Annotated in this window: 15 protein-coding genes; 11 read left to right on the top strand and 4 right to left on the bottom strand. The window is 46.9% G+C overall.

Annotated features, from left to right (window positions below; all coding sequences use genetic code 11):
• Nucleotides 1–188 precede the first annotated feature (188 nt).
• From kdgR to DYB02_RS20555, 3 genes are all read left to right on the top strand, one after another.
• Nucleotides 189–971 carry a DNA-binding transcriptional regulator KdgR gene (kdgR, locus tag DYB02_RS20565; RefSeq protein ID WP_005460804.1) on the top strand — a complete coding sequence of 261 codons (783 nt, stop codon included), beginning with the start codon at nt 189–191 and terminating at the stop codon, nt 969–971.
• Nucleotides 972–1,054: 83 nt separating this feature from the next.
• Nucleotides 1,055–2,923, top strand: coding sequence for a DUF294 nucleotidyltransferase-like domain-containing protein (locus DYB02_RS20560; RefSeq protein ID WP_029845775.1), 1,869 nt, complete (start codon nt 1,055–1,057; stop codon nt 2,921–2,923).
• Nucleotides 2,924–2,925: 2 nt separating this feature from the next.
• Entirely contained in the window at nt 2,926–3,636 is a 711-nt protein-coding gene (locus DYB02_RS20555; RefSeq protein WP_005487087.1) for a 3'-5' exonuclease, read from the top strand.
• On the opposite strand, the gene DYB02_RS20550 is transcribed toward DYB02_RS20555, so the two are convergent.
• Both DYB02_RS20550 and DYB02_RS20545 read right to left on the bottom strand, forming a co-directional pair.
• Complete coding sequence (locus DYB02_RS20550) at nt 3,637–4,506, bottom strand: LysR family transcriptional regulator (RefSeq protein ID WP_029804025.1); 870 nt, start codon at nt 4,504–4,506, stop codon at nt 3,637–3,639.
• Between the two features lie 80 nt (nt 4,507–4,586).
• Nucleotides 4,587–5,393 carry an arylamine N-acetyltransferase family protein gene (locus tag DYB02_RS20545; RefSeq protein WP_005464979.1) on the bottom strand — a complete coding sequence of 269 codons (807 nt, stop codon included), beginning with the start codon at nt 5,391–5,393 and terminating at the stop codon, nt 4,587–4,589.
• 293 nt (nt 5,394–5,686) lie between these two features.
• On the opposite strand from DYB02_RS20545, the gene DYB02_RS20540 reads away from it, so the two are divergent.
• The 5 genes from DYB02_RS20540 to DYB02_RS20520 all read left to right on the top strand — a co-directional run bounded on the left by DYB02_RS20540 (nt 5,687) and on the right by DYB02_RS20520 (nt 10,148).
• Nucleotides 5,687–6,835 carry an S-(hydroxymethyl)glutathione dehydrogenase/class III alcohol dehydrogenase gene (locus DYB02_RS20540; RefSeq protein WP_005464962.1) on the top strand — a complete coding sequence of 383 codons (1,149 nt, stop codon included), beginning with the start codon at nt 5,687–5,689 and terminating at the stop codon, nt 6,833–6,835.
• A 61-nt stretch (nt 6,836–6,896) separates the two neighbouring features.
• Complete coding sequence (fghA, locus tag DYB02_RS20535) at nt 6,897–7,736, top strand: S-formylglutathione hydrolase (RefSeq protein ID WP_005464966.1); 840 nt, start codon at nt 6,897–6,899, stop codon at nt 7,734–7,736.
• 445 nt (nt 7,737–8,181) lie between these two features.
• Entirely contained in the window at nt 8,182–8,643 is a 462-nt protein-coding gene (locus tag DYB02_RS20530) for a putative pterin-binding protein (protein ID WP_005482833.1), read from the top strand.
• Nucleotides 8,643–9,734: a GGDEF domain-containing protein gene (locus DYB02_RS20525; RefSeq protein ID WP_005464959.1), complete on the top strand. Its 1,092-nt coding sequence runs from the start codon at nt 8,643–8,645 to the stop codon at nt 9,732–9,734. Before DYB02_RS20530 ends, DYB02_RS20525 begins: the two co-directional genes overlap by 1 nt.
• A 9-nt stretch (nt 9,735–9,743) precedes the next feature.
• A complete protein-coding gene (locus tag DYB02_RS20520; RefSeq protein WP_031817187.1) occupies nt 9,744–10,148 on the top strand; it encodes a hypothetical protein in 405 nt (134 codons plus the stop codon).
• A gap of 107 nt (nt 10,149–10,255) precedes the next feature.
• On the opposite strand, the gene DYB02_RS20515 is transcribed toward DYB02_RS20520, so the two are convergent.
• Nucleotides 10,256–11,059 (bottom strand): Cof-type HAD-IIB family hydrolase, encoded by an 804-nt coding sequence (locus DYB02_RS20515; protein ID WP_025634365.1) that lies wholly within the window; start codon nt 11,057–11,059, stop codon nt 10,256–10,258.
• Between the two features lie 95 nt (nt 11,060–11,154).
• Nucleotides 11,155–12,042, bottom strand: coding sequence for a LysR family transcriptional regulator (locus DYB02_RS20510; protein WP_020841638.1), 888 nt, complete (start codon nt 12,040–12,042; stop codon nt 11,155–11,157).
• A gap of 126 nt (nt 12,043–12,168) precedes the next feature.
• On the opposite strand from DYB02_RS20510, the gene DYB02_RS20505 reads away from it, so the two are divergent.
• The 3 genes from DYB02_RS20505 (at nt 12,169) to DYB02_RS20495 (ending at nt 15,447) form a co-directional block, all read left to right on the top strand.
• The gene (locus DYB02_RS20505; RefSeq protein WP_021450395.1) at nt 12,169–13,035 is read left to right on the top strand and encodes an MBL fold metallo-hydrolase; all 867 of its coding nucleotides are present in this window, start codon (nt 12,169–12,171) and stop codon (nt 13,033–13,035) included.
• Complete coding sequence (locus tag DYB02_RS20500; RefSeq protein WP_029804029.1) at nt 13,029–13,649, top strand: DsbA family protein; 621 nt, start codon at nt 13,029–13,031, stop codon at nt 13,647–13,649. Before DYB02_RS20505 ends, DYB02_RS20500 begins: the two co-directional genes overlap by 7 nt.
• A gap of 118 nt (nt 13,650–13,767) precedes the next feature.
• On the top strand, nt 13,768–15,447 hold the full coding sequence (locus DYB02_RS20495) for an RluA family pseudouridine synthase (protein WP_029804031.1): 1,680 nt from the start codon (nt 13,768–13,770) through the stop codon (nt 15,445–15,447).
• The last annotated feature ends 17 nt before the right edge of the window (nt 15,448–15,464 follow it).

Genomic DNA, 15,464 nt, shown 5'->3' with positions numbered 1-15,464 from the left:
ATCCTGACCCAAAAAGAAACTGTTTGCAATTTTTTTTGAAAAGGCGTTTTAAAAATATTGATTGCGATCTTATTTTTCTGGATTCTTTAATTGCGCGGTTTCAAATTTTTGAAAAGGCATTTTAAAAATACTGGTTCTTAAATTTTTCAGCGATATAATGCAGAAAACTAAGAATGAAAGGGGCAACAATGGAAAAGTCGACTCAGCCTGAAGCGGTTTCGTCAGTACTTAAGGTTTTTCATATTCTTCAAGCACTTGGTGAACAGAAAGCCATCGGCGTTTCAGAGCTTTCACAACGTCTAATGATGTCGAAAGCGACTACTTACCGTTTTCTGCAAACCATGAAATCGCTCGGTTACGTGTCTCAAGAAGGCGAAGCGGATAAGTACTCTCTAACACTTAAGCTGTTCGAGTTAGGCGCAAAATCGCTTGAGTACGTCGATCTGATCGAACTGGCCGACAAAGAAATGCGCCACATTTCAGAACAAACCAACGAAGCCTTACACCTTGGTGCGCTGGATGAAAATGCCATCATTTACATCCACAAAATCGACTCTGGCTACAACCTACGCATGCAATCGCGCATCGGTCGTCGCAATCCGCTCTACAGTACTGCGATTGGTAAAGTGCTACTTTCTGAGCGCGATGAAAGCTTCGTTCGTGACGTATTGAGCGATGTCGAGTTCATTAAGCACACAGAAAAAACATTGGAAAACACCGATCAAGTGCTAGAAGAATTGGCGAAAGTGCGCGATTTCCACTATGCAGAAGATAACGAAGAGCAAGAACCAGGTCTTCGTTGTATCGCTGCGCCGATTTATGACCGCTTTGGTCAAATCATTGCTGGCTTGTCTATCTCATTCCCAACCATCCGTTTCGATGAAGAGAGAATGGAATATTACGTCGGCTTACTGCATCAAGCAGGTAAAAACATTTCTGAGCAATTGGGTTACCACGATTACCCGGCATAATCAGAAACAAGAGGCAGCCGCGAGGCTGCTTTTTTTGCCACTTAGAACAATGTTGAAACACCGGTTCATTTTAGAGGTAAACCATGGGCACATCCGTCACTCCAAACATCTTCGACTTTTTAATCAAAATTGACCCCTTTGATAAACTGCCAGAACCTGTGGTTGAAAGCATCGCGAACTCCGTCAAGGTCAAGTACCTCGTGAGGGGCGAAACCATCGGTTTTTGCGCCTTGTGCGATCAACGTTACCTCTACATTATCCGAACCGGCGCCATTGAACAGCGCACGCCTAATGGCGAACTGCGTGCTCGCCTTGGGCAAGATGACCAATTTGGTTTTACTTTCCTCGACCCACTCGAAAATGCCGAAGATGGTTACCAAGCGGAAGCGATTGAAGATTCATTGCTCTATTTGATCCCCCATTCTGAGCTAAAACTGGTCAGCGAAGAACACCCAGAATTTGCCGACTATTTTGCCGCCCAAGCCAATGTGCGCTTGAGTTCTGCGGTGAAGTACGTTTGTCGGAAAGAAGAAAAAGGGCTGTTCTTTCGTACTGTTGGCGAGATCGCCAGCGAAAACATTGCGATTGTCGATGTGAACGACTCTATCCGCAGTGTGGCGCAAACCATGTGCGGCAAACAACGCAGCTCCTGTGCCGTTGTGATGAAAGAAGGCGAAATTATTGGCTTAGTCACCGACCGAGATATGACGAAATCGGTCGTCGCGCAAGACATGGATACCAATCAACCCATTGCCGACGTGATGACGCCAAACCCCGTGTTGATCGAGGACGATGCTAAAGTGATTCAAGCCATTTCCTTGATGCTGCAATACAACATTCGCTGTTTGCCCGTGGTACATGGCAAGCAAGTGAAAGGACTTCTAACGACAACACATTTAGTGCATAACCACCGCACGCAGTCTTTGTTCTTAATTGAGAAAATCAAATACGCGAGTTCACTCAACGCGCTGGCGGCGTTGAAAGAAGAACGTCAAACCATTTTCCAAGCGTTGGTGGAAAGCGGTGTGAGTGCGGAAATTCAGGGTCGAGTGATGTCGATGATCATGGACGCTTTCACGCGCCGCATCATCCAGCTCAATGAAGAACTGTTGGGCCCACCGCCGTGTGATTACGCGTGGTTGGTTGCAGGCTCTCACGCCCGTAACGAAGTGCACATGCTGTCGGACCAAGACAGTGCGATTGTGCTTTCCGATGACGCCACCGAAGAACATAAACTGTACTTCACTCACCTTGCCATGCGGGTGTGTAATGGTTTGGCGGCGTGCGGCTATCCGCTTTGTGACGGCAAGTACATGGCAGCATCACCAAAGTGGTGTCAGCCAATTCGTCGTTGGAAAGAGTACTATCAGAAATGGGTGGCTAGCCCAGAATACAACAAATTATTGAGCATTAGCGTATTCCTTGAAGTGCGTGCCATTCACGGCAACCGCGAGTTTGTCGACCAAATCCAACAACACTTGCATGATTGTATTCAAAAGAGCCCGAGCTTTATTCCGGCTTTGGTGCGCGATGCGATTGACACTCAGCCGCCACTTGGCATTTTCAACAATTTGGTGTTGGAAAAAGGTGGGGAAAACAGCAACACGTTAAACATCAAAAAGTACGCCTTGAATCTGATCATCGATCTGGCGCGTATTTTCAGTCTTGCCGCTGGCGGCTCGTTAACTGGCACAGAAGAGCGTTTTCGCTACGCAGCCCAGCACGGCACATTGTCGAAAGACAGTGTTGAAAACATCATTGGCGCGTATCGCTTTATTACTCAGGTACGTTTCCGTCATCAACTCAATGCGATTCTGGCAGGCACCACACCTGACAACCACATCGCACCCGATGATTTCAGTAGCTTTGAGCGCAAGCACTTAAAGGATGCATTTAAGATCATCAGTGAGCTGCAAGATGTCGCGAAACTGAAGTTTGTGAAAGGGGCGTAACCATGATTAAACGTTGGTTTAAGCGGTGGGAAACGCCGCTCTCTCCTGAGCAAAAACGCCAAGCCATTCACGTTATTGACGATTGGCCAATGGTGCTGAAAGACTATCTTCAACGGCCTTTGGTGGATGACTCAACGACCTTGAAGGATTTGAGTTTTGTTGCGTTGGACTTTGAAACCACAGGCGTGGACGCGCAAGGTGATAAAATCTTATCGATTGGCGTGGTTGACCTAACGCTGGACGGCATTGATATCGCCAGCTCCAAAGAGTGGTACATTTGTCATGGACAATTCATCAAACCAGAAACAGCGCAAATTAATGGCTTAACTCCGCAAGATCTCGCCAAAGGACTGCCATTGGATGAAGGTATGAATCGGTTGTTGGAACGCATCACAGGAAAAGTGGTGCTCGCCCACGGATGCTGCATTGAAAAAGCCTTCATTCACGCTTATTTTTCCTCTCGCTACCAAGTAGAGGATTTCCCCGCGTATTTTATCGACACTCTGCAAATCGAAAAGCAGTTTAGCTATGCAGGGAAAAGCGGCGCGCACAGCAGTTATCAGTTGGACGATTTGCGCCGCTATTATCACCTGCCGGGGTACTTATCGCACTCTGCCGCCAGTGATGCCTTGGCGTGCGCGGAATTGTTCTTGGTGCAAAGTAAAAAACTGACCGCGCTTCCGGATGTCACGTTGCGTCAGTTGATGCGCTGATCACGCCAACTCTTGCGCCAAAAAGTCGATCAATAACCTCACTTTTGGCGACAAATTGCGACTTTGCGGATACAGCGCCCAAATGCCTTCGCGCTCGTCGCGGTAATCGGTCAGAACTTCGACTAACTCACCACTGTCTAACGCTTCTTGAACGTAGTAATCCGGCAGCTGCACTAAACCAAGCCCGCGTTTCGCTGCGTCCACCAAAGCAAAACCGCTGTTGCATTTAATCCGTCCCGACACGCGTAAAGATTTATCGCGTTTATTTTCCTTAAAGTGCCAATAGTCGACCGAGCCAACCAAGCACTGATGCCGTCCCAATTCCGACAACGTATGTGGCTCACCAAAACGCTCCAAGTACATCGGACTGGCACACACGTAGGTTTGACGTGAGGAAAGACGCTTGGCGATCATGCTGGAATCTTGCAAGCGGCCAAGACGAATCGCCACGTCCACACCTTGCTCAATCAAATCCAGCTTTTGGTTGGTCAGCACTAAATCAAGATCCACACGCGGGTACTTTTCCAAAAACTGATGCAAAAGCGGCGCGAGGTTCATTTCCCCATACGTCACAGGAGCCGTCACGCGCAGCAAACCGCGCGGTTCGGTTTGCATTTGCGTTACGGCAAGCTCGGCCAGTTCTAACCCTTCCACCAAATGTTTACACTGCTGGTAATAGAGTTGTCCGGCTTCAGACAGGGAGACTTTTCGCGTCGTGCGATGCAGCAATTTCACCGCCAGTCGTTCTTCAAGTGCCGATACCCGACGACTGATTTGTGCCACCGATGTTTTCAGCTTAGCTGCTGCTCCGGTAAAACTGTTGGTTTCCGCCACAGCAACAAATTCGCTGACCCCTTCCCAATTCGCCATGCTGTATTCCTGTCGACCTCTTTTAGACAAATAGTGATGAAAATGTTCTCGTCGCGCTACGCTTTGAAAACGGGAGAATTTTACGCGTCAGGCAACGGACGAAGATCGCCGTACTGCGCATCAAGCTCAATGCCGAAATATTCTTTCAATGCATCCAGATAGGCTTGGCCCGGCTCTAACTCTAATTCTGTCTGCTCACCTTGGCTGGTGTATTTGAGTGTGTAGTTAAGCAATGTCACCAACCCACTTTCTGTTGCTTTCGCCGCGACTCTTGCGCTGGTAAAACGCGAGTTGGGAGAAGTGGAGGTAAAAAAGTTGCCACACGCGATGTCACCTGCAAACACAAACTCTAAATCGAAGCTATAAAGGTTGTTCCACGTGTCCGTTCCGTCCGTTGACAACACTTGAAGGAAGTAACCAAACTGGGCATCTTCAACAAAGCGGAAGGTTTGTAAATCCGTCTGAATCACTTGGTTGAGGATAAACGGCAATGGCGCGCGCGGCGTATTGGAGCCAAAGCCTACATCGACAATCCATGCTTGTTCATCCAGCGTCACCAACGTGATTTGATGGCTGCGACCTGTCGGCGTCCCCATCACGTGAACACGCCCAAGTAAGCTGCGCGCTTCAAACCCGAGGGTCTTGAGCACATCGAGCATTAAGCCATTCAGTTCAAAGCAGTAGCCACCACGGGAGTGATACACGGTTTTTTGAATGATGTCTTCAATCTCAACAGAGATGCCACGCTGCAACGAAATATCAAAGTTCTCAAACGGCAGGCAACGGTGCTGCGCTACGTGAATCTTGTGCAATGACTCCAAATCGGCGGGTAACTCACTCGGCAAACCGAGCTTGGTTAAATAGGCGTTCAGATCCGTCTTATTCATAATCACTCTTACTTATCTGATGGGTTGATTGTTTTCTACTCTAGTCCCTCTACCTAGCCTCAGGTCAATCGCCTTTTCCGTTTTCCCTTCTGTTTTGAGGAGGCATCACACTCTTGTTGTCCACTCACCTTAACATTATTACGTATATGTAAAAATCATTTTCAAAATGGACGGATTATCATTTTTATTGAAACACCTAGAATGGACACCAACAAAACGACGCAGCGCAAGAAGCAAACCTTAACTACGCTTATTACGTCACTCCATATACTGAGAATATAAAGGAAAATCCAATGACTCTTGAAATCAAACCTGGTCAAACTCACATCAAATCCAAGGCAATGGTTGCGTGGGCGGCTGGCGAGCCACTGAAAATGGAAGAAGTGGATGTACAGCTTCCTAAAGCGGGTGAAGTGCTAGTGCGCATCGTCGCGACAGGTGTTTGTCATACTGATGCGTTCACTCTATCAGGCGACGATCCAGAAGGCATCTTCCCTTCAATTCTTGGTCACGAAGGCGGCGGTATTGTTGAAATGGTTGGCGAAGGTGTTACCAGCGTTGAGGTTGGCGACCACGTGATTCCTCTTTACACCGCAGAATGTGGCGAGTGTAAGTTCTGTAAATCGGGCAAAACCAACCTTTGCCAGGCCGTTCGTGAAACACAAGGTAAAGGTCTGATGCCAGATGGTACAAGCCGTTTTTCTATCAACGGTGAAACCATCTTCCACTACATGGGTTGTTCTACTTTCTCTGAGTACACAGTGCTGCCTGAAATTTCATTAGCCAAAGTGAACAAGCAAGCGCCTCTTGAAGAAGTGTGTCTACTAGGTTGTGGCGTAACGACTGGTATGGGCGCGGTTCTGAACACTGCAAAAGTTGAAAAAGGCGACACGGTTGCGATCTTTGGTCTGGGCGGCATCGGTCTTTCAGCGATCATCGGTGCGCGCATGGCAGGTGCAAGCCGCATCATCGGTATCGACATCAACGAAAGCAAATTCGACCTAGCTAAACAACTTGGTGCTACAGACGTCATCAACCCACAAAAATTCGACAAACCAATTCAAGAAGTGATTGTTGAAATGACGGATGGTGGTGTGGATTACTCATTCGAATGTATCGGTAACGTCAACGTAATGCGTCAAGCGCTTGAGTGCTGTCACAAAGGTTGGGGTGAGTCAGTGATCATCGGTGTTGCGGGTGCGGGTCAAGAGATCTCAACTCGTCCATTCCAGCTGGTTACGGGTCGTGTATGGCGCGGCAGTGCGTTCGGTGGCGTGAAAGGTCGCTCAGAGCTTCCAGAAATCGTAAACCGCTACATGGCAGGTGAGTTTGGCTTACAAGAGTTCATTACTCACACGATGGGCTTGGAAGACGTAAACAAAGCATTTGATCTGATGCACGAAGGTAAGAGCATCCGTACCGTTATCCATATGGATAAGTAATGCTGACTCAGGCTCTCCGTAAGGGGAGCCTGAATTCATTCTGTTGTTAGAGAGTTTATCCATGACCATTGAAAATGTAAGCCAAACCAAAGTGTTTGGCGGTTGGCACAAACAATATACGCACGATTCTAAAGCGTTGAACTGCACCATGCGTTTTGCGATTTTCTTGCCGCCGAATGCAACCAAATCCAACCCAGTACCCGCTTTATACTGGTTGTCGGGCTTAACCTGCACCGATGAAAACTTTATGCAGAAAGCCGGCGCATTTCGTATGGCGGCAGAACTTGGGATTGCCATCATTGCTCCGGACACCAGCCCGCGTGGTGAAGGCGTTGCCGATGATGCAAGTTACGACTTAGGCCAAGGCGCAGGCTTTTACCTCAACGCCACTCAAGCACCGTGGTCACTGCATTACCATATGTACGACTACGTCACGCAAGAGCTGCCAGCCATCATCGAAGCCAACTTCCCAGTATCGGATGTGAAATCAATCTCTGGCCACAGCATGGGCGGACACGGTGCGCTCACCATTGGCCTTAAGAATCCGACACTATACCGCTCGATTTCAGCATTTAGCCCAATCAGCAACCCAATGCAGTGTCCGTGGGGACAAAAAGCATTCACCGCATACTTGGGCACTGATATCGAAAGTTGGAAGCAATACGATGCAAGTGAGCTTTTGAAGAAAGAAAAATCACCCTTACCAATTTTGGTTGATCAAGGCGATGCGGACGGTTTCTTGAGTGAGCAACTCAAACCGGAAGTCTTATTAGCCGCAGCAAAACAACACGGTTCAGAATTGAATCTGAGAATGCAATCTGGCTACGACCACAGTTATTACTTTATATCGAGCTTTATAGACAATCATTTAAACTTTCACGCAAAATATTTATTTGCGTAAATAACAATGAAAATAACTTGATGATATATAAAAATAAAGCCACCAAATTAGGTGGCTTTATTGTATGACGTATTTAATAAATAAGTGCAATTATTCCAATAAAATCCAACGTACACCAAACATGTTGAGCTCATTATTTAAATCTTAAATTCAATGTTAATTCTGAGCGAGAGTTCATTAAGTGAGAATGGTATGGATTTTCATTGAAATTCGGCTAAATGACGTTAAATCGTCATATAACTCGATAATAATTTCTTTTTAATGACCTTTTAATTAAGAAGTCACTAAAGAACCTTGACGTGAAGTAAACCTACAGTTACTTTTCAAACATAACATATTATAAAATCTCATACGGTTGGCTTTGTCATTAAAATCATAAATAATTTATCGCTAGCAACTTTTTGTTCTAGCTCGGTAAAAAGAATAAAAAACAAAAGGGCGTATGATGAAAAAAATTGTATCACTCAGTTTGCTGCTGTTCGCACCATTCCTTTCTGCCAATTCCATTACTTTTAGTAGTCCTCAGCAACCTAGCGTCACACTTAAACTGGAAGAGCTTCAATCTCTCCCAACCACCAGCTACACCACTGATTTACCTTGGATTCAACAATCTTCAGAGTTTCTTGGTGTAAAGCTCAGCACGCTGCTAACTCATGTTTATGGAAGCATCCCAGAGCAAGTCGATATCGGCAGTTTAAACAACTATCACTCGACCTTATCTCGCAAAGATATTGTTCGTTATCAGCCAATTTTGGCGTACCAGCAAGATCATCATTACATCAAAGTGAGAAATAAAGGCCCTTACTGGGTGATATACCCTCTTAGTCAATATCCTGAATTGGATCACAATGAATATCATGCCCAAATGGTGTGGCAAGTTAATGAGATGAAAATAAAACAAAAATAATGAAGTTATCAGAAGCTTACCCAATTAAACAAAAAAATTATTCGACGACCAGCAAAATGCTCCTTTTGGTTTTTGCTACTTCTTTATTGCTCGCAAATGTCATATTGCTCCAACAAACTCGGGTCTTAGCGCAAAGTTTTACTGATGAGCAAAAACAAGCGACATGGTTTTTATTCCAGTTATCGAAAGAACTTTCTGAGCTCGTCAGTGAAGCACGTCGACTGGACGAAAATGTTTTAAAAATAGAAGGTGCAGAACTTCAGTATGAGCTTGCTTGGAGCCGTTTTGATTTATTAATAAATAGTAAAGACGTCTACACCTTTTTTTCTCGCAATCACATTCAGCAATATTTTTTGCAACTGTTTAATGAGTTTAAAGAGTTAGAACCACTGTTGGTGGAAGCCAAAACCGGCGACAGCCAAGCGGCAGCTCAGTTTTATCGCGCCACTCAAACGCTGTATTTAAACTTGGTGGAGTTTGTGAACCAGAACTTTCGCTTAACCAGCCAAGTGTACGAGACACAAAAAGATGAAAGCCAACGATTGATGAAAGCGCAATACATGCTGTTTGCCACTTTCGTCTTGTCGATTTTGTCGCTGACTTACTTCTTCTACAGAGAATCGCACTTCCATCGTAAGCTGGCGTTGAGTGACCCCCTTACTGGCCTTGGCAACCGAAATGCTCTGTTTGTCACGTTGAGAAATAACACCCGCAACCGAACGGCTTTTTCTTTGTGTCTGTTGGATCTAAACGGGTTCAAAAACGTGAATGACACATACGGCCACCAAGCTGGTGATACGGTGTTGTGCGAAATTGCCAAGCGATTGAAAGACATGAATATTGATAGCTTCAGTACCTATCGGATGGGTGGAGACGAGTTTGCTGTCGTAATTGAGTCCTCAGACGTCGATGCAGAGGAGGCGAAAAAACACATCCATTCCGTGTTTGATACTCCGGTTCTGAACGCAAACAACGTATCGTCACTGTCGACCAGTATTGGCGTCGCGCACTACCCAAGTGACAGCGATAATGTTGACTTTCTTATCAGCATAGCGGATAAGCGCATGTACAAAATGAAATTTCAACGTTAAACGGTATTTATGATGAGAAAGTTCATGCAAGTACTGCTTCTGCTGGCAGTCATTGCGGCAGGTGTGTTGGCTTGGGTATTTATCCCATCGCACGAAACCATCGGGCAAAAAACGCTTGAGCAGGCGCTCAACGACAACTACAGCCTCGTTGGGCATCGAATCTACTCAACCGATCCGGATGCTGGTAACCGATTCGGTTACTTCGTATTGGCAACAGGTCAGAGCATTGAAGAGCAAGAGCCGTTTTTGGTCACTTCGGATCAGTTTATTCGCATGGAACAAACGGGTGATAACACCTTGTCTGTGACCGTCAATGGCCGTATCTACCAGTACCACAACGACTTGTGGGTACCAAAATCGGATGGAAAGTTGCAGCACTTTTTAGTCAGCGCAACTGCCAACTACGTGCGCTAAAAAACGGGAACACTACTACCCCTCCCACCACACACAAAAAAAACAAAGCCCCGCATGCACTGCGGGGCTTTTTACGTTAAGAAGAAAGTAACATCGAAAGGAGGGCGTTACTTCGTTAACACTTTCTCTTTAATCACTTTGAGTACCCCAGCCTCTTGGTTGCTTGGCGCAGAATAACGAGCGATTTTCTTAATCTCTTCATGCGCGTTGGCAACCGCGTACGAATGCTCACTGACTTGCAGCATTTCGAGGTCGTTGAGGTAATCACCAAACGTCATGGTTTCTGCCGGAGTAAAATTCATCGTCTCTTGAAGATGCTTAATGGCCGCGCCTTTAGACGCCTTGGCATTCATCACATCCAGCCAAATTTTTGCGCTCACTACAACTTTATGCGTTGCGCCAAACTTCGCGTTCATGGTCGGGAACAGGAGCTCTTCCGAACCGTCAAAGTGACAAATCGCTACCTTGATGAACTCGTCTTCGATCTCAAGCAAATCCGCCACCGTTTCACAGCGATGGTAGTACTTTTGAAACTCTTCCAGTGATTGCTGATCATGCGTTTCGATGTACGCAGAGCGCTTGCCACACAATACGATGTTCGCCCCGTCAATTTCACGAGCCGCTTTCACAATCTCCGCCACTTCCGCTTTAGGAATGGTGCAACTGTAGAGCTCTTTGTCTTGGTACATCACCAAGGTGCCGTTTTCGGCCACATACAACACTCGATCTTTGATTGGCGCGAACGTGTCTCGCAGACTGTAATACTGACGACCAGACGCAGCGGAGAACAAAATGCCTTGCTCTTCCAGTTGCAAAAACAGGTCGAAAAACTCTGGATCCAAACGACCGTATTGGTCAAGCAAAGTGCCATCCATATCGGAAGCAATAAATTTGATGCGAACTTGTGACATTAACTAAAACTCTAAATGACGCTGCGAAAAATATATCCATGTAAGGTACAGGATCTTGTATGAATCTCAAGTCGGGATAACGACGCCTTTCGCGATTACCAAGGGTGCAGTTTAAAGTAATCTTCACTGTGATCGATGAAGGCTCTCACCGCAGGAGACAAGTGTTTACGCGATGAATACAGCGCGTAAATGTTGAGATCATTTGGCTTCCAATTCGGCAACACCGACTCAAGCTGACCCGATTGCAGATAGATATTGCTCAAATAGGTTGGCAACATCGAAATACCCATGCCTTGCAAAGCGCCATGCAATAACGCCGTGGCCTCATTGCTGGTTAGGCGACACTCAATTCCCACCGATTCGAACTGGTCGCCCTGAGACAAATGCCACACGTGACGCTCAAAGTTTTTGTAACCCAAACAGTCGTGTGAAGATAAATCTCGCGGATGCGCTATCGCATGGTGAGTTTGCAAGTATTGCGGCGATGCCACCAGCACCGATTCACACACCGCAATCGGCTTACCAATCAAAGAAGGATCGGGATCTGACGCAATTCGGATTGCCAGATCGATACGTTGCTCGGTTAGATCACTCACTGAATCTTGCAGATCTATGTCGATATGCACTTTGGGGTGCTTTTGCATAAAACTGTTTACTGCTGGGATCAACTGTGAGAATCCAAATGAAGTGCTAGACGCGAGACGGATTTTTCCGGACAGCTCACCATCAACGGCAATGTTCGACGTCAACGTATCGGCCTGTTTTAACCAGCGCTCAATCTGAGGCAAGCTGCGTTCCCCTGCGGTGGTGAGCGACACCTTGCGCGTGGTGCGGTGCAACAAACGAGTTTGCAGCCAGTTCTCCATCGCCTCTACATAACGAGTCACCATTGGCCGAGACATGTCTAACCGCTCTGCGGTCGCAGTAAAACTGCCAGAATACACCACATCCACAAATACTTTTGCTGCCGTTACTCTGTCCATACATTTGCTCGAAATAAGAAATAGTGATGCACATTATTGTGTATTTTTCCGAGCGTATCAATTTCCTAATATAGCTCCCGTTCCCAAGCCATCGTCGCTTGGCCCCAAATTCTTTAGGAGCTTATTATGAAAAAATTCACTTTGATTGCTGCATCCGTTTTAATGGCAAGCCCTGTCCTAGCGGCAAACCACTCTCCCCTTACTCTTGAGGTTTACAACGCCGACGGTAACAGCTTCCACGTTAACTCAACCTTGGTATACGGTGAGACTGACGCCATGGTCATCGACACTGGCTTCACCAAAGCTGATGCGATGCGCATTGCCGCTAAAGTGTTGGACTCAGGCAAAACGCTTAAAACCATTTTTATCAGCCAAGCGGACCCAGACTACTATTTTGGCGCAGAGGCCCTACACCAACAGTTCCCTGATGCGCAGATCATCGCAACGCCTGCGGTTCAAAAAATTATTCAAGAGAAATTGGCTGGAAAGCTGGCGTACTGGGGACCAAAGCTTGGCGCAAACGCACCGGTAAAACCAGTGATCCCTGTCGCGTACGACAAAGCATCATTGGAGCTAGAAGGTCATAAGATTGAAATTCGTGGTAACCATGGCACATCAGCACACCGCCCTTACCTATGGATTCCAGATAACAAAGCTATTCTAGGTAACGTAGCCGTGTACTCAAACGTACATTTGTGGATGGCCGATGCCGCTGACCAAACCGCCATCAATGCTTGGGAGCAACAACTTAGCGAGATGCTTGCGCTTAAACCTCAAGTGGTCATTCCTGGTCACATGAAAGCAGGTACAAAGCTGAACGCAGACACCATTCGCTACTCGCAACAATACTTGCAGGATTTTCAGCAAGCAAAAAAACACAGCAATAACAGCGTTCAACTCATTGACACCATGTCAGCGAAATACCCAGAAGCTCAATTGCCAATCGCGCTAGAAATCGGTGCGAAAGTGCATACTGGTGAAATGTCATGGTAACCGTGCATTACTTCTTCGATCCCATGTGTGGTTGGTGCTACGGGGCATCACCACTCATCGAAGCCTTGATGGACACCTCTCAATTTAAGGTGGAGCTTCATCCCGGCGGCATGATTGAGAAACGCGCGATTGAGCCTGAATTTCGTCAGCACATCATCAACCGTGACGCTCGTATCGCAACCGAAACCGGAGCAACGTTTGGTGAAGCATATCTGCAACGCGTGAAAAGCGAAGATGCGTTTGTTCTTGATTCTTATCTACCCACACAAGCGATCTTGAGTGCGGAGAAAATGGGGCTGAATCCATGGCACATGCTAAAGGCCATTCAATCCGCGCATTATCAGCTCGGGTTAAAAGTAAATGAAGCATCGACGCTCAAAGCCATTGCAGAATCGCTAGGTTTAGCAAACGATGCGTGGGAGCAAAACATGACGTTAAGCGAAGCCGAGCTAAACGAAAGAATTCGCTCTAGCCGACAGTTGATGCGCCAGTTACACGTTGGTGGTTATCCAACCCTGATTGCAGAAGTAAATGGCGAGTACCTGACCTTGCCGCACTCGGCCTACTACGACAAACCGGCACAGTGGAAGCTTGCATTACAAAAACTGCAATAAGCGCTTCCCCACTCGCTCTTGTTCTTAATCCAAGAGCGAGTGCCAACACCGACATGGCAATCCTCACTCAAACAGGTACAATCCTCGCTCGATTTTTTTACTCGCGCGGATACCCACCATGCACTCGCCTGAACATTGTTTTACTCGTTTTACTGCTGATACTTCTGACTATGAATTACCAACGCAGTTTACGTTTCCGTTCTACTACACGCCGCATCCTCTTTGCGTTATGGCTGCAAAGCAATTGCAACAGGACTTATTAGCGCAAACCGACTTCGAACACGATTTTGGTTTGGTTAATGAAGAAACGGGGCGAGGCAAAATGTTTGGCGTATTACTAGTAGAAAGCTCTCAAGGCGATCTCGGCTTTTTAAGTGCGTTTTCTGGCAAAATTGCTGACCAAAACTTGATTCCAGGATTTGTCCCTCCTGTGTACGACATGCTGACCGATGAAGGTTTCTTCCGCGCAGAAACGGATGCCATCAACGCCGCCAATGCGGAGTACAAAACCTGTGCCGCGAATCCGGAATTAGCGGATCTTAAAGCGCAAATCCAAGCCGACCGAGCCGCTTATCAGCAAGAGGAGCAAACACAGCGCCAAGTGATGATTGATGGCCGAGCAGCACGCAAGCGACAGCGCCAACAGGGCGAGCAAACGCTCAATGCCGATGATCTCAAAATCTTGTTGGATGAGTTGGGTAAGCAAAGTGTCGCCGAGAAAAACGTTCTCAAATACTTAAAGCAAGCGTGGGATGAAAAGCTTGCAATCAAAGAAGCGCGCTTGGCCGAGTTAGAGCTGCAACTTGCTCATCTGAAAGAGCAGCGCAAAACACTCTCCAACGCTTTACAGCACAAACTGCATAAACAGTACCGCTTTCTAAACAGCCATGGCGAAGCACGCGACTTGGTGGACATTTTTGCGGACACCACAAACCCAATACCACCAGCAGGTGCAGGGGAATGTGCTGCGCCAAAACTGCTCCAATACGCGTTTAAATACGGATTCAAACCGCTGGCGCTGGCAGAATTTTGGTGGGGTGTGTCGCCAAAGTCTGAGGTTCGCCAACACAAAAAATTCTACCCATCGTGCAACAGCAAATGTCAGCCGATTTTAGGCCATATGATGCAAGGGCTGGACGTCGAACCCAACCCATTGGCGGAGAATTGGGCAGAAGACAAAGAGCTAGAGATAATCTACCAAGACGACGCTATGGTCGTCGTCAACAAGCCCTCGGGCTTACTTTCAGTGCCAGGTAAAACTATCAAGGACTCTGCTTATACGCGCCTACAAGCGATGTTCCCTGATGTGGAAGGGCCGTTTGTGATTCATCGCCTCGACATGGCGACCTCTGGCATTTTGGTGTTTGCCTTAACTAAGCGCGCGAACAAAAGTCTGCAAAAACAGTTTATGTCTCGCGGCGTACAAAAACGTTATATGGCACTGCTCGAAGGCGTATTGAACGAGCCGGAAGGGGAAATTTCACTGCCAATGCGTGGTGACCCTGACGACCGCCCACGTCAACTGGTGTGTTTTGAACACGGGAAACATGCAGAAACCTACTGGCAACTGATTGAAGTCAAAGATGGACGCAGCAAGGTATACATGTATCCGAAAACCGGGCGAACTCACCAACTACGTGTACACAGTGCTCATCACATGGGATTAAACATGCCAATGGTTGGTGATGGTTTATACGGCGAAAAAGCGAATCGCTTACACCTGCATGCTGAGATGCTAGAGCTGGATCATCCATACAGCAAAGAGCGCATGGTGTTCAAAGCTGAGTGCGAATTCTAACGTCTTCCAGATTTTAA

Origin of the sequence: Vibrio parahaemolyticus (genome assembly GCF_900460535.1) — a bacterium.
GTDB classification, from domain to species: domain Bacteria; phylum Pseudomonadota; class Gammaproteobacteria; order Enterobacterales; family Vibrionaceae; genus Vibrio; species Vibrio parahaemolyticus.
The sequence above is the reverse complement of the archived record's forward strand: the minus strand, read 5'-3'. Positions and strand labels throughout refer to the sequence as shown.